This is a genomic window from Citrobacter sp. Ce104 (genome assembly GCF_030334595.1).
Taxonomy (GTDB): Bacteria; Pseudomonadota; Gammaproteobacteria; order Enterobacterales; family Enterobacteriaceae; genus Citrobacter; species Citrobacter europaeus.
Genome location: NZ_JAOWDP010000068.1, coordinates 350842 through 364994 on the forward strand (window position 1 = coordinate 350842; position 14153 = coordinate 364994).

A 14153-nucleotide genomic window follows, 5' to 3' on the forward strand; every position below is an offset into this window, starting at 1 on the left:
GATAGGGGAAGGGTATGTCAGGATTTAAAGCAGATTTCATGTGGGGTGGTGCCGTAGCCGCTCATCAACTGGAAGGTGGCTGGCAGGCGGGTGGAAAAGGCGTCAGCGTTGCCGATGTCATGACGGCGGGGGCGCACGGCGTGGCGCGTGAAATCACCGACGGTGTGATCGCCGGTAAAAACTACCCTAACCATGACGCCATCGATTTTTATCATCGCTATAAAGACGACATTAAGCTGTTTGCCGAAATGGGATTTAAATGTTTTCGCACCTCTATCGCCTGGACGCGTATTTTCCCCTTAGGCGACGAAGCGCAACCCAATGAAGCTGGCCTGCAGTTCTATGATGACCTGTTTGACGAATGCCTGAAATATGGCATTGAGCCGGTGATTACGTTGTCGCATTTCGAGATGCCTTACCATCTGGTGACGGAATATGGCGGCTGGCGCAACCGTAAGCTTATCGATTTCTTTGTCCGTTTTGCCAGGGTGGTTTTCACTCGTTACCAGCACAAAGTAAAGTACTGGATGACGTTTAATGAGATTAACAACCAGGCAAATTATCACGAAGATTTCGCGCCCTTTACTAACTCTGGTCTGAAATACCAGCCCGGTGAAGACCGCGAGCCGGTCATGTACCAGGCGGCGCACTATGAACTGGTGGCAAGCGCGTTGGCGGTAAAGGCCGCACGTGAGATTAACCCGGAATTGCAACTAGGGTGCATGATCGCCATGTGTCCTATCTATCCGCTGACCTGCGCGCCGGACGATATGATGATGGCGATGAACGCCATGCACCGCCGTTACTGGTTTACCGACGTCCATGTGCGCGGTAAATACCCGCAGCATCTTCTCAACTACTTTGCCCGACGCGGTTTTGAGCTGGATATCACCGAGGAAGACTGTCAGGCGTTGACCGAGGGCTGCGTGGATTACATCGGCTTTAGCTACTATATGTCTTTCGCGACGCAGGCAACGGCGGACAACCCTGAGCTGGATTACGACGAGTCGAAAAGCCTGGTTTCCAACCCGTACGTACAGAAATCGGACTGGGGCTGGCAGATTGATCCCGTCGGTCTGCGCTATTCGCTGAATTGGTTCTGGGATCATTATCAGTTGCCGCTATTTATTGTGGAGAATGGATTTGGCGCCATCGACGTGCGTGAGAACGATGGTGCGGTGAACGACCAGTACCGTATCGACTACCTTGCCGCTCACATACGTGAGATGAAAAAAGCGGTGGTGGAAGATGGCGTGGATTTGATGGGATATACCCCGTGGGGCTGTATTGATTTAGTCTCGGCCGGGACGGGGGAAATGAAAAAACGCTACGGGTTTATCTACGTTGATAAAAATAATGACGGTAGCGGGACATTAACTCGCTCTCCGAAAAAATCTTTTTCATGGTATCAAAACGTCATCCAGACTAATGCTGAATACCTTTAAAATTCATAGCATTGATAACAAGCCCCGCCATGAGTGCGGGGCTTGTTTTATACTCATCATCCAGACGTAAATGACTTTGGTTGATCCATATCAAGCGCATGCAGTGTTGCGACAGAGACTAAAAGCGGTATAATCCGGCGATTTTTTTTGTGGTTGCCACTCGTCTGAGGAAAGGAGAAGAGTATGAAGATCGTGGAAGTCAAACACCCACTCGTCAAACACAAGCTGGGACTGATGCGTGAAAACGACATCAGCACTAAACGCTTTCGTGAACTCGCCTCGGAAGTTGGCAGCCTGCTGACTTATGAAGCAACCGCTGGTCTGGAAACCGAAAAGGTGACCATTGAAGGCTGGAATGGCCCGGTTGAAGTTGACCAAATTAAAGGTAAGAAAATCACCGTTGTGCCAATCCTGCGTGCGGGCCTGGGCATGATGGAAGGCGTTCTGGAAAACGTTCCAAGCGCGCGTATCAGCGTGGTCGGTATGTACCGCAATGAAGAGACGCTGGAGCCGGTTCCGTATTTCCAGAAGCTGGTTTCTAACATCGATGAGCGTATGGCGCTGATCGTTGACCCGATGCTGGCGACTGGCGGTTCCGTTATCGCTACCATCGACCTGCTGAAAAACGCAGGCTGCACCAGCATTAAGGTGCTGGTCCTGGTTGCGGCACCAGAAGGTATCGCGGCACTGGAAAAAGCGCACCCGGATGTTGAGCTGTACACAGCCTCCATCGATCAGGGACTGAACGAGCACGGATACATTATTCCGGGGCTTGGTGATGCCGGCGATAAGATTTTTGGTACCAAGTAAACGAATAAGTGAAAAGAAGCCGACTTTAAGAGTCGGCTTTTTTTTGAATATAACAACCCAATGCGAATAACAAACAACACTCAGAGGAAAACACTATGACGCGCCGTGCTATCGGGGTGAGTGAAAGACCGCCGCTTTTACAGACAATCCCGCTTAGTTTGCAGCACCTGTTCGCCATGTTTGGCGCAACGGTACTGGTGCCAGTCCTGTTCCACATCAACCCGGCTACCGTTTTGCTGTTTAACGGCATTGGTACGTTGCTGTATCTCTTTATTTGTAAAGGAAAAATCCCAGCCTATCTGGGGTCCAGCTTTGCATTTATTTCCCCGGTACTGCTGCTGCTGCCGTTAGGATATGAAGTGGCACTGGGTGGTTTCATTATGTGCGGCGTCCTGTTCTGCCTGGTTTCTTTCATCGTTAAGAAAGCAGGTACCGGCTGGCTGGATGTGATGTTCCCGCCTGCGGCGATGGGCGCAATCGTTGCCGTTATCGGTCTGGAGCTGGCTGGCGTCGCTGCGGGCATGGCGGGGTTACTGCCTGCTGAGGGGCAATTACCGGATTCAAAAACCATCATCATCTCGATGGTGACGCTGGCGGTTACGGTATTTGGCTCCGTACTGTTCCGCGGTTTTATGGCGATTATCCCGATTCTGATTGGGGTGCTGGCCGGTTATGCGCTCTCTTTCGTGATGGGCGTCGTGGACACTACGCCGATTGCGCAGGCCCACTGGTTCGCGCTGCCAACGTTCTATACGCCGCGCTTTGAATGGGTTGCCATTCTGACCATCCTGCCAGCAGCGCTGGTGGTCATCGCTGAACACGTCGGGCACCTGGTGGTAACGGCGAATATCGTGAAAAAAGATTTGATTCGCGACCCAGGCCTGCATCGTTCTATGTTTGCTAACGGTCTGTCTACGGTTATCTCCGGTTTCTTCGGCTCAACGCCGAACACCACGTACGGCGAAAATATTGGCGTAATGGCGATTACCCGCGTTTACAGTACCTGGGTTATCGGCGGCGCGGCGATTTTTGCCATTCTGCTCTCCTGCGTGGGTAAACTGGCGGCGGCGATCCAAATCATCCCACTGCCTGTAATGGGGGGCGTATCACTGCTGCTGTACGGCGTGATTGGCGCTTCCGGTATTCGCGTATTGATCGAGTCGAAAGTTGACTACAACAAAGCGCAAAACCTGATCCTGACCTCGGTTATTTTGATCATCGGCGTAAGTGGCGCGAAAGTTCACATTGGTGCCGCAGAGCTGAAAGGCATGGCGCTGGCGACCATTGTTGGCGTCTGCCTGAGCCTGATTTTCAAAGTTATCAGCCTGCTGCGCCCGGAAGAAGTCGTGCTTGACGCAGAAGATGCCGACGGTCCACAACAGTAAATCTCTGACCGGGCGGCGGTGCTGCCCGGTTCTATCACGACGTATTTCTGTGTTAAACTCAACGCGATTTTATGAAATCCTGGGTTGAGGTATCTCTGAACACACCGGCACAGCTCTCTTTGCCACTTTATCTTCCTGACGACGAAACTTTTGCAAGTTTCTGGCCGGGGGATAACTCCTCTTTACTGGCTGCACTGCAAAACGTGCTGCGTCAGGAACATAGCGGGTATATTTATCTCTGGTCGCGCGAAGGCGCTGGCCGTAGTCATTTGCTGCATGCAGCCTGTGCGGAACTGTCCGCGCGCGGTGATGCAGTAGGTTACGTGCCGCTCGATAAACGCACCTGGTTTGTCCCTGAAGTGCTCGACGGGATGGAGCATTTATCGCTGGTATGCATCGATAACATCGAATGTGTGGCCGGGGATTCGCTGTGGGAAATGGCGATCTTTGATCTCTATAACCGTATCCTGGAGTCGGGGAAAACGCGCCTGCTGATCACCGGCGATCGCCCGCCAAGACAGCTGAATCTGGGGTTGCCGGATCTCGCTTCGCGCCTGGACTGGGGACAAATCTACAAGCTGCAGCCGCTTTCCGATGAAGATAAGCTGCAGGCGTTGCAATTACGCGCCAGACTTCGTGGATTTGAACTGCCGGAAGATGTGGGACGCTTTCTGCTTAAGCGTCTGGATCGGGAAATGCGTACGCTGTTTATGACGTTGGATCAGTTAGATCACGCATCGATCACCGCCCAGCGCAAGCTCACCATTCCGTTCGTAAAAGAGATACTGAAGCTGTAAGCGCCGCAGCCTAAAAGACTGCGGCAGGTTGCAGGTTAACCGATGATTTCCAGTACCTGCTCCGGCGGACGACCAATCCGCGCCTGGCCTTTGGCGACCACAATTGGGCGCTCCATCAGTTTCGGGTTTTCCACCATTGCCTGAATTAGCGCATCTTCACTCAGATTTTTGTCCGCCAGGTTAAGCGATTTATAGAGATCCTCTTTCTGGCGCATCAGTTCACGTGCGCTGGACATGCTGAGCATCTGCAGCAGTTCACGCAGGGTTGCGGCATCAGCCGGCGTTTCCAGATACAACACCACCTCTGGGTCCACGCCGTTGGACTTCAGTAATTCCAGCGTTTCGCGGCTCTTGGAGCAGCGTGGGTTATGGTAGATTTTGATCGCGTCTGACATTTTTCTTCCTGTTACATTTTCGTGTACGGTTTAAAGCGCTCTTGCAACTGGCGTAGCTGGTCAATACGGGCATCGTATCTGGCCTGCTGCTGGCTACCCAGTTTCACCTGAGAGCTTGCGCTGCTGAGCATCGAAATCGCCTGATCCAGACGCCCTGCAAGGGCATACCCTTCGGCGCGCGCCGCCAGTTCCTGATCGCGGTTGTTCAGGTTGGCTTCCGTTTGCGCTAACAGATCCCAGCCGTTGGGATCGTCCTTATGGTTAAACGTATAGCGATTCAGGATGGTTGCCGCCTCTTTGGCTTGTCCTCCTTGTAAATACGCATTCGCCAGGTTGAGCTGCAGTACCGGGTTAGTGCGCAGGTCGCGGGCGTTTTTCAACCGATTAATAGCGTCGCTGGTTTTCTTCTGACCGAGATCGATATCCGTAGCCAGGTCGAGATACCAGGCATTGTTAGGATCTGCCGCCAGCAGCGGTTGCAGCGCTTTACGCGCCTCGTCATATTTACTGGCTTCCATCGCCTGCAATGCCCGACCATACTGCGCCGCACGTTGCTCACGCACGTTGCCTTTCGACCAGTTACTCAGCAGGTCGTCGGTCAGTTGGTTGCGACCAGAATTGTACATGCCCAGGGTACGCGCCTTAGCCAGATAAAAATCTTCTGATGACTGGACGACCACCGGGCGCATTTGGTTGGCGCGGTTACGGGCATCCGACAGACGGCTCTCAGGCAGGGGGTGAGTCAGCAAAATTTCTGGTGGACGCGAAGAGTAACGGGCCTGATCGAGCAGTTTTTCCAGAAACGTCGGCATGGCCTGGGGATCGAAACCCGAGCGTTGCAGCACCTGAATACCGATGCGGTCGGCTTCCTGTTCGTTTTGCTGCGTAAAGCTAATCATCCCCTGACGTGTACCTGCCAGCGTACCGGTCAGCGCCGCCATACCCGCCTGCGGACTGGCCATCGCCAATAAAATTGAACCTAACGCACCAACCCACGTTAGCGGCGCGCTGCGTTTCTGATCTTCCATAGCACGCGCCAGGTGACGCTGCGTAACGTGGGAAATTTCGTGCGCCATAACCGATGCCAGCTGGCTTTCGTTATCGGAATAGCGGAATAACGCGGAGTGCAGGACAACGTTGCCGCCAAAGAAAGCAAAGGCGTTGATTTCATCGTTGTTAATCAAAAAGAAGGTGAAGGGCGTTTTTACCGAGTCGGCGTGCGAGACCAGACGCATCCCCAGCGCATTAATGTATTGGGTGAGCAACGGATCGTTAATTAATGGCGCACTGCCGCGCAACTGGCGTACGTAATAATCGCCCATCTGCATTTCCTGTCCTATGGAAAGCGTGCTCCCTGCCGAGGTTCCCATATCAGGCAGGGTGTCCGCAGTATCAGCAAATGCGGGCGCGACCTGACCGATGGTCAGTGCGGCAATGAGGGTAGCAACCAGGTTTTTTTTCAACTGCCTGAACATAACCTCTGTCCTGTATTCTTTTTTGAGATAGCCATTTGACCAATGCCGTGAAGTATCGTTCACACTCCGCAAGCTTAGGGAGTGTAACTGCGAAACCTGACGATGAACACCCAGGAAAAATGTCTTTTCACTTTGCGTAATCAGCCATAAAAAGCGAAGTCTTTTTTGTGACATTTCGATACAATTCGGGATCGCAATCCCGCTATTGGGTTCATGGAAGGGTTTTATGCTCGAAATGTTGATGCAATGGTATCGCCGCCGCTTTAGCGACCCCGAAGCCATCGCCTTGCTGATTATTCTGGTTGCTGGTTTTGGCATCCTGTTCTTCTTTAGCGGTCTTCTGGCGCCGCTGTTGGTCGCCATTGTGCTGGCTTACCTGCTTGAATGGCCGACCGTACGGCTGGAACATATAGGTTGTTCACGGCGTTGGGCAACATCGATCGTGCTGGTGGTGTTTGTCGGTATTTTGCTGCTGATGGCGTTTGTGGTGATGCCCGTTGCATGGCAGCAGGGGATCTACCTGATCCGCGATATGCCCGGCATGCTCAATAAATTGTCTGATTTTGCCGCCACCTTGCCACGACGTTATCCGGCGCTGATGGATGCGGGCATTATTGATGCGATGGCGGAGAATATGCGCTCGCGAATGCTCACCATGGGTGATTCGGTGGTGAAATATTCGCTGGCCTCACTGGTCGGTTTGCTGACGCTGGCGGTTTACCTGGTTCTCGTCCCATTGATGGTGTTCTTTCTGATCAAAGATAAAGGACAGATGCTGAACGCCGTGCGCCGGGTGCTGCCGCGTAATCGCGGGCTGGCGGGGCAGGTATGGAAAGAGATGAATCAGCAAATCACCAACTATATCCGCGGAAAGGTGCTGGAAATGGTGGTGGTCGGCGTGGCGACCTGGCTCGGTTTTCTGCTGTTTGGTCTCAACTATTCGCTGCTACTGGCGGTGCTGGTAGGGTTCTCTGTGCTGATCCCGTATATCGGCGCTTTTGTCGTGACGATTCCGGTAGTCGGTGTGGCGCTGTTCCAGTTTGGCCTTGGCACCGAGTTCTGGAGCTGTTTTGCCGTGTACCTGATTATCCAGGCGTTGGACGGTAATCTGTTGGTGCCGGTGCTGTTCTCCGAGGCGGTAAATCTGCATCCGCTGGTGATTATTCTGTCGGTGGTGATCTTCGGCGGCCTGTGGGGATTCTGGGGCGTATTCTTTGCGATTCCTCTGGCAACGTTAATCAAAGCGGTAATGCATGCCTGGCCGGATGGTCAGGCCGTTGATGAACCCTAATCCGCATGCTCTGGCGATGCAATGTCGCCGGAGCTGAACTTGTCGGACCTCTATCCACACTTTCTGAATATTCTCCTCGGCTGTCGTTTTTCTCCGCATTTGTCTTTAACTTGACCTGCGTGATGTCTTTTAGTCACACAAGGAATAAGGCCAACTGGAGAACAAAATGGGTCACAACACACACACGCAGCAAAAGGTGGGATGGGGCGGTTATCTCGCTTTTTTTATTACGATTATTCTTTTTTCCGGCATGTTTGCGAAAAGTACCGAATGGTGGCGGGTCTTTGACTTCACCGTCCTCAACGGCGCATTTGGGCAGATTAATGCGGCGGGCGACACGGCAGTCTCTTTTCGCGGCGCGGGCGGTATGGGCGCCAAAGATGGCTTCTTATTCGCGCTTGAGCTGGCACCTTCCGTCATTCTTTCGCTCGGGATAATTTCCGTCACTGAAGGGCTGGGAGGTTTACGTGCGGCGCAACAGCTGATGACGCCTGTCTTGCGCCCGTTACTCGGTATTCCAGGGATTTGTTCGCTGGCGTTGATTGCGAATTTGCAAAATACCGATGCCGCAGCCGGGATGACCAAAGAAATGGCGGAAGAGGGCATTATCACTGAACAGGAACGTGCCATTTTTGCCTGCTGGCAAACCAGCGGCAGCGCGTGTATTACCAACTATTTTTCCTCTGGCGCTGCGCTGTTTACGGTGGTTACCGTTCCGGTAATTACGCCGCTTGCGGTGATCCTTGTCTTCAAATTTGTGGGTGCGAACCTGCTGCGTTTGTGGATTGCGCAGCTGGAAAATCGCCGTATGCAGCAGGAGGCGTGAGATGACAACGCAGGTACGTAAAAACGTCATGGATATGTTTATCGATGGCGCACGGCGCGGATTTACTATTGCAACGACCAGCCTGTTGCCTAACGTGGTGATGGCGTTTGTAATTATTCAGGCGCTGAAGGTGACGGGGCTGCTCGAGATTGTCGGGCGGGTATGTGAGCCGGTTATGGCGCTGTGGGGCTTGCCGGGGGAATCTGCCACCGTGCTGCTGGCGGCGGTGATGAGTATGGGAGGCGGCGTCGGCGTTTGCGCCAGCCTGGTTGTCGCCGGTACGCTTTCGGGACATGATGCCACGGTATTGTTACCGGCTATCTACCTGATGGGCAATCCGGTGCAAAATGTGGGACGCTGTCTGGGGACCGCGGGGGTTCATCCCCGTTACTACCCGCTGATTATTGCGGTATGCGTAATTAATGCGCTGCTCTCTATTTGGGTTATGCAGGTTATTGCCTGACAAGGAAGGTTATGAACTGTTCCATTCTTAATTTGACGTTGTTCCAGCAGGGACACGTGTACGCGCCGGAAGATTTAGGGCGCCAGGACATACTGGTGTCCGGCAGCAAAATTGTTGCCATCGCGCCGTTGATTTCCCCTGAAGATTTTCCCGGCTGCACGTGCATCAATCTTGACGGCGCGATTGTGTGTCCGGGGTTTATCGATCAACACGTCCATCTGATTGGCGGCGGTGGAGAAGCGGGGCCGCACACCCGCACGCCGGAAGTGCGCTTGTCGCGGCTGGTTGAAGCTGGCGTCACCTCGGTGGTGGGATTACTGGGTACTGATGGTATTACCCGTCACCCGGAATCGCTGCTGGCGAAAACCCGCGCGCTGGAATTTGAAGGCATTAGCGCGTGGATGCTGACCGGGGCGTATTCTCTACCTTCCCCGACTATTACCGGCAGCATCGATCGCGACGTGGCGCTGATCGATAAAATTATTGGCGTGAAATGCGCGGTTTCGGACCACCGTTCTTCCGCTCCGGATTCTTCGGCGCTGGCAAACATGGCGGCGCAAGCGCGCGTGGGTGGATTGTTAGGGCGAAAACCGGGAATCAGCGTCTTCCATATGGGCGACAGCCCACGCATGCTGGAGCCGTTGTACCAGATCCTCGACTGTTGCGATGTGCCGATTACCAAACTGCTGCCGACCCACGTTAATCGTGCACAACCGTTGTTCCAGGCGGCGTTGGAGTATGCCCGCAAAGGCGGTTATATCGACATTACCAGCAGTATTGATGAGCCCGTCGACCCGGCCACGGCAATCGCCACGGCGCTTAGCCAGAACGTGCCGCTGTCGCGTATTACGCTGAGCTCAGACGGCAACGGCAGCCAGCCGGAATTTGATGAGTACGGTAACCTCACCGGCATCGGTGTCGCAGGGTTTGAATCGCTGGCAGAAACGGTGCGCCAGTTGGTGAAGGTTCATGCCATACCGCTGGAGCAGGCGCTGTGTCCGCTGACGCGTACGGTCGCAGAGTTTTTGGGACTGGAGCATAAGGGGCGTCTGGCGGTGGGATGTGATGCAGACATTCTGGTGCTCAACGACGCGCTGGAGGTTCATCACCTGTGGGCGAAGGGAAAAGCCGTGGTCAGGGAGAAAAAAGCCTGCGTAAAAGGGACGTTTGAATAAACGAGGTTGATGCCGGATAGCGGCGTAAATGCCTTATCCGGCCTGCGGGTTGCGCGGAAACAGGCCTGATAAGACGCGTAGCGTCGCCATCAGGCTTTATCCGGCAAAACGTAAATCAAGCGTTCTCTTTCAGCCAGTTCATTACCACATCGTGGTGGTTACTGGTTTTGAAGTCATCAAACACATGCTCAATTTTCCCTTCAGCATCAATCAGGAAGCTGATGCGGTGGATGCCATCGTAGGTTTTGCCCATAAACGATTTCTCACCCCAGACGCCGAACTGCTCGCAAACCTGATGATCTTCGTCGGACAAGAGCGTGAAGTTAAGAACTTCTTTTTCCGCGAATCGGGAAAGCTTCTCTGGTTTATCGGTGCTGATTCCCAGCACTTCAACACCTGCTTTTTTTAACTCATCCATGTTATCGCGCAGGCCGCAGGCCTGAACGGTACAGCCGGGTGTCATGGCTTTTGGGTAAAAATAAACCAGAACACGCTGTCCCTGGAAGTCGGTTAAATTTACTTGTTCTCCGTCTTGATCCGGCAAGCTAAATTTCGGTGCGATATCACCGGCTTTCAGTGGGTTCATTACTTAACTCCATCCTGTTCATCATGCTGTGAGTAATTGACGACGTTAATACTGCCTTGCGCATTGAGTTCTGTACAGAGTGCTTTAAACGCATCTTCAATATTTGCCGCATCATGTGACGCAGGACTATGTGCGGTGATTTGAATAAACAGCTGTGCCGCCTTTCCGTTCTCAGCCGGTTGCGTGCGTGACACCAGTTCCGCAATATTCATTTGGTGGCTGTCAAACAGGGCGGTAAAGCGTTCAATCAAATGTGGAGAATCAGGGACATCGACTTGAACCCATACCGTCGCGGGCATCGCCGGACGGGGGCGCGCGGTCGTGCGCTTCATCACGATCAGTAAATCCAGCTCTGCACCTTTCAATGGTAAGGTTGATTCAATCAGGGTAATGGCATTCCAGGTGCCCGACAGCAACATGATAAACGTGAACTCGTCACCCAGCATGGCCAACCGGCTGTCTTCGATATTACAGCCGCAACTGCTGACATGACGCGTGATGGTGTTCACAATTCCTGGGCGGTCAGCACCCAGCGCAGTAATGACCAGATAGTGTTGCGATGACGATGTCAAACCTGTTCTTCCTTTGAGCGGTGAGGTAATCATAAGGAAAGCATAAAAAAAACATGCATACAACAATCAGAACGGCTCTGGTCGCTTGCTTTTATTGTCGTACCAAACGTACCATTGAGACACTTGTTTGCACAGAGGATGGCCCATGTTCACGGGAAGTATTGTCGCGCTTGTTACGCCGATGGATGAGAAAGGTAAAGTCTGCCGGTCGAGCCTGAAAAAACTGATTGATTATCATGTCGCCAGCGGCACCTCGGCGATCGTTTCGGTTGGCACCACCGGTGAGTCTGCCACCCTGAGTCATGATGAGCATGGCGATGTGGTGATGATGACCCTGGAGTTGGCCGACGGGCGTATTCCGGTGATAGCCGGAACCGGCGCCAATGCGACCGCGGAAGCCATTAGTCTGACGCAGCGTTTCAACGACAGTGGTGTTGTCGGCTGCCTGACGGTGACGCCTTACTACAACCGCCCAACCCAGGAAGGTTTGTTCCAGCATTTCAAAGCCATCGCTGAACATACTGACCTGCCGCAAATTCTGTATAATGTGCCGTCCCGTACCGGCTGCGATATGCTGCCGGAAACCGTTGGTCGCCTGGCGAAAGTAAAAAATATTATCGCTATTAAAGAGGCCACGGGGAACTTAAGTCGCGTTCACCAGATCAAAGAGCTGGTTTCAGACGACTTCATTCTGCTCAGCGGTGATGACGCAACCGGACTGGATTTTATGCAGCTCGGTGGTCATGGCGTGATTTCCGTAACGTCTAACGTTGCGGCGCGTGACATGGCTGAAATGTGCAAACTGGCGGCAGCCGGACACTTTGCCGAGGCGTGGGTGATTAACCAGCGTCTGATGCCGTTACACAACAAACTATTTGTCGAACCCAATCCTATCCCAGTGAAATGGGCGTGTAAGGAGTTGGGACTTGTGGCGACCGATACGCTACGTCTGCCGATGACGCCAATCACGGACAATGCTCGTGAAATCGTCAAAGCGGCGCTTAAGCATGCCGGTTTGCTGTAAAGTTTAGGGAGATTTGATGGCTTACTCAGTACAAAAGTCGCGCCTGGCCAAGGTTGCGGGTGTTTCGCTTGTTATGTTGCTCGCGGCCTGTAGTTCTGACTCGCGTTATAAGCGCCAGGTGAGCGGTGATGAATCCTATCTGGAGGCCGCACCGCTTGCTGAGCTTCACGCTCCAGCCGGAATGATTCTGCCGGTTATGTCGGGTGACTATAACATCCCGGTAACCAACGGCAGCGGTGCCGTGGGTAAAGCGCTGGACATTCGCCCACCGGCTCAGCCGTTAGCACTTGTCACCGGCGCTCGCACTCAGATCGCGGGTGATACGTCGACGTTGCTGGTGGAAAATGGTCGTGGAAACACGTTGTGGCCACAGGTCGTTAGCGTCATTCAGTCTAAAAACTACACGATCACCAAACGTGATGATGCCAGTCAGACTTTGACCACCGATTGGGTTAACTGGAACCGTCTGGATGAAGACGAGCAGTACCGTGGACGTTATCAAATCTCGGTTAAACCGCAGGGCTATCAGCAAGCGGTAACGGTGAAACTGATTAACCTCGAGCAGGCGGGTAAACCCGTAGCCGATGCGGCATCAATGCAGCGTTACAGCGCTGAGATGATGAACGTTATCTCTGCTGGTCTGGATAAGAACGCCACCGACGCCGCGAATGCCGCGCAAAACCGCTCGGCAGCCACCATGGATGTTCAGAGCGCCGCCGATGACACCGGTTTACCGATGCTGGTGGTACGTGGACCGTTCAACGTGGTATGGCAGCGTCTGCCGGCAGCGCTTGAGAAAGTGGGGATGAAAGTGACCGACAGCACCCGCTCTCAGGGCAGCATCGCCGTCACCTACAAACCACTGTCCGATAGCAACTGGCAGGAGTTGGGCGCAAGCGATCCGGGTCTGGTATCCGGCGACTACAAACTGCAGGTTGGTGATTTAGACAACCGCAGTAGTTTGCAGTTTATCGATCCGAAGGGGCATACCCTGACGCAAAGCCAGAACGACGCGCTGGTCGCCGTCTTCCAGGCCGCGTTCAGTAAGTAAAAATAAAGGGCTGGATAACTCCAGCCCTTTTTTTCTGATATGATACGCAAACGTGTGCGTCGGCAGAAAAACGCAATATTTATCGTTAATTCACACCCAGGAGTAATAAAGATGCAAAAGCAAGCTGAGTTGTATCGTGGTAAAGCGAAGACCGTATACAGCACGGAAAACCCGGACCTGTTGGTGCTCGAATTCCGCAATGATACGTCAGCAGGGGATGGCGCGCGCATTGAACAGTTTGACCGTAAAGGCATGGTGAACAACAAGTTCAACCATTTCATTATGACTAAACTGCAAGAAGCGGGCATTCCTACCCAGATGGAGCGACTGCTTTCCGATACTGAATGTCTGGTGAAAAAACTGGAGATGGTACCGGTTGAATGTGTGGTACGTAACCGCGCGGCAGGCTCACTGGTTAAGCGTTTAGGCGTTGAGGAAGGTATTGAACTGAATCCGCCGCTGTTTGATCTGTTCCTGAAAAACGATGCTATGCACGATCCAATGATTAACGATTCCTATTGCGAAACTTTTGGTTGGGTGAGCAAAGAGAATCTGGCGCGTATGAAAGAGCTGACCTACAAAGCCAACGACGTGCTGAAAAAGATGTTTGATGATGCGGGTCTGATTCTGGTCGACTTCAAACTTGAGTTCGGTTTGTATAAAGGTGAAGTGGTTCTGGGCGATGAGTTTTCACCGGACGGCAGTCGTCTGTGGGACAAAGAAACGCTGGATAAAATGGACAAAGATCGCTTCCGCCAGAGCCTGGGCGGGCTGATCGAAGCCTATGAAGCCGTCGCGCATCGTCTGGGTGTGAAGTTAGACTAATCCTCCCTCTGAGCCGGCGATCGCTCTCCGGCT

15 protein-coding genes are annotated in these 14153 nt (G+C 53.1%); 11 read left to right on the forward strand and 4 right to left on the reverse strand.

The features are described from left to right. Positions 1 to 14 precede the first annotated feature (14 nt). The 4 genes from OGW16_RS20040 (at position 15) to OGW16_RS20055 (ending at position 4437) form a co-directional block, all read left to right on the forward strand. Positions 15 to 1445: a 6-phospho-beta-glucosidase gene (locus OGW16_RS20040; RefSeq protein WP_087050914.1), complete on the forward strand. Its 1431-nt coding sequence runs from the start codon at positions 15 to 17 to the stop codon at positions 1443 to 1445. Between the two features lie 183 nt (positions 1446 to 1628). After that, on the forward strand, positions 1629 to 2255 hold the full coding sequence (gene upp / locus OGW16_RS20045) for a uracil phosphoribosyltransferase (RefSeq protein WP_003835110.1): 627 nt from the start codon (positions 1629 to 1631) through the stop codon (positions 2253 to 2255). Between the two features lie 95 nt (positions 2256 to 2350). Continuing rightward, positions 2351 to 3640, forward strand: coding sequence for a uracil permease (gene uraA, locus OGW16_RS20050; RefSeq protein WP_181634431.1), 1290 nt, complete (start codon positions 2351 to 2353; stop codon positions 3638 to 3640). Between the two features lie 95 nt (positions 3641 to 3735). Next, positions 3736 to 4437, forward strand: a complete 702-nt coding sequence (locus OGW16_RS20055) for a DnaA inactivator Hda (protein WP_211924219.1) — start codon at positions 3736 to 3738, stop codon at positions 4435 to 4437. Between the two features lie 35 nt (positions 4438 to 4472). On the opposite strand, the gene arsC is transcribed toward OGW16_RS20055, so the two are convergent. Both arsC and bepA read right to left on the reverse strand, forming a co-directional pair. Then, the gene (gene arsC / locus OGW16_RS20060; RefSeq protein ID WP_047409559.1) at positions 4473 to 4832 is read right to left on the reverse strand and encodes an arsenate reductase (glutaredoxin); all 360 of its coding nucleotides are present in this window, start codon (positions 4830 to 4832) and stop codon (positions 4473 to 4475) included. Between the two features lie 11 nt (positions 4833 to 4843). Then, complete coding sequence (bepA, locus tag OGW16_RS20065) at positions 4844 to 6307, reverse strand: beta-barrel assembly-enhancing protease (RefSeq protein ID WP_043017169.1); 1464 nt, start codon at positions 6305 to 6307, stop codon at positions 4844 to 4846. Between the two features lie 226 nt (positions 6308 to 6533). On the opposite strand from bepA, the gene OGW16_RS20070 reads away from it, so the two are divergent. The 4 genes from OGW16_RS20070 (at position 6534) to iadA (ending at position 10062) form a co-directional block, all read left to right on the forward strand. Next, positions 6534 to 7598 (forward strand): AI-2E family transporter, encoded by a 1065-nt coding sequence (locus tag OGW16_RS20070; protein ID WP_006683504.1) that lies wholly within the window; start codon positions 6534 to 6536, stop codon positions 7596 to 7598. A gap of 166 nt (positions 7599 to 7764) precedes the next feature. Further along, positions 7765 to 8424, forward strand: a complete 660-nt coding sequence (locus tag OGW16_RS20075; RefSeq protein ID WP_047409568.1) for a nucleoside recognition domain-containing protein — start codon at positions 7765 to 7767, stop codon at positions 8422 to 8424. A 1-nt stretch (position 8425) separates the two neighbouring features. Beyond that, complete coding sequence (locus OGW16_RS20080; protein WP_003037948.1) at positions 8426 to 8887, forward strand: YjiG family protein; 462 nt, start codon at positions 8426 to 8428, stop codon at positions 8885 to 8887. Positions 8888 to 8898: 11 nt separating this feature from the next. Next, entirely contained in the window at positions 8899 to 10062 is a 1164-nt protein-coding gene (gene iadA / locus OGW16_RS20085; protein ID WP_200000996.1) for a beta-aspartyl-peptidase, read from the forward strand. 115 nt (positions 10063 to 10177) lie between these two features. Here the strand turns inward: iadA and bcp are convergent, their stop codons facing one another. Further along, positions 10178 to 10648, reverse strand: coding sequence for a thioredoxin-dependent thiol peroxidase (bcp, locus tag OGW16_RS20090; protein WP_003835095.1), 471 nt, complete (start codon positions 10646 to 10648; stop codon positions 10178 to 10180). Then, positions 10648 to 11220: a glycine cleavage system transcriptional repressor gene (locus OGW16_RS20095; protein ID WP_043017165.1), complete on the reverse strand. Its 573-nt coding sequence runs from the start codon at positions 11218 to 11220 to the stop codon at positions 10648 to 10650. Before OGW16_RS20095 ends, bcp begins: the two co-directional genes overlap by 1 nt. A 145-nt stretch (positions 11221 to 11365) precedes the next feature. On the opposite strand from OGW16_RS20095, the gene dapA reads away from it, so the two are divergent. The 3 genes from dapA (at position 11366) to purC (ending at position 14120) form a co-directional block, all read left to right on the forward strand. After that, positions 11366 to 12244, forward strand: a complete 879-nt coding sequence (gene dapA, locus OGW16_RS20100) for a 4-hydroxy-tetrahydrodipicolinate synthase (RefSeq protein ID WP_286518725.1) — start codon at positions 11366 to 11368, stop codon at positions 12242 to 12244. 16 nt (positions 12245 to 12260) lie between these two features. Further along, positions 12261 to 13295, forward strand: a complete 1035-nt coding sequence (bamC, locus tag OGW16_RS20105; RefSeq protein ID WP_043017164.1) for an outer membrane protein assembly factor BamC — start codon at positions 12261 to 12263, stop codon at positions 13293 to 13295. Positions 13296 to 13406: 111 nt separating this feature from the next. Further along, positions 13407 to 14120 (forward strand): phosphoribosylaminoimidazolesuccinocarboxamide synthase, encoded by a 714-nt coding sequence (purC, locus tag OGW16_RS20110; protein WP_003835086.1) that lies wholly within the window; start codon positions 13407 to 13409, stop codon positions 14118 to 14120. The last annotated feature ends 33 nt before the right edge of the window (positions 14121 to 14153 follow it).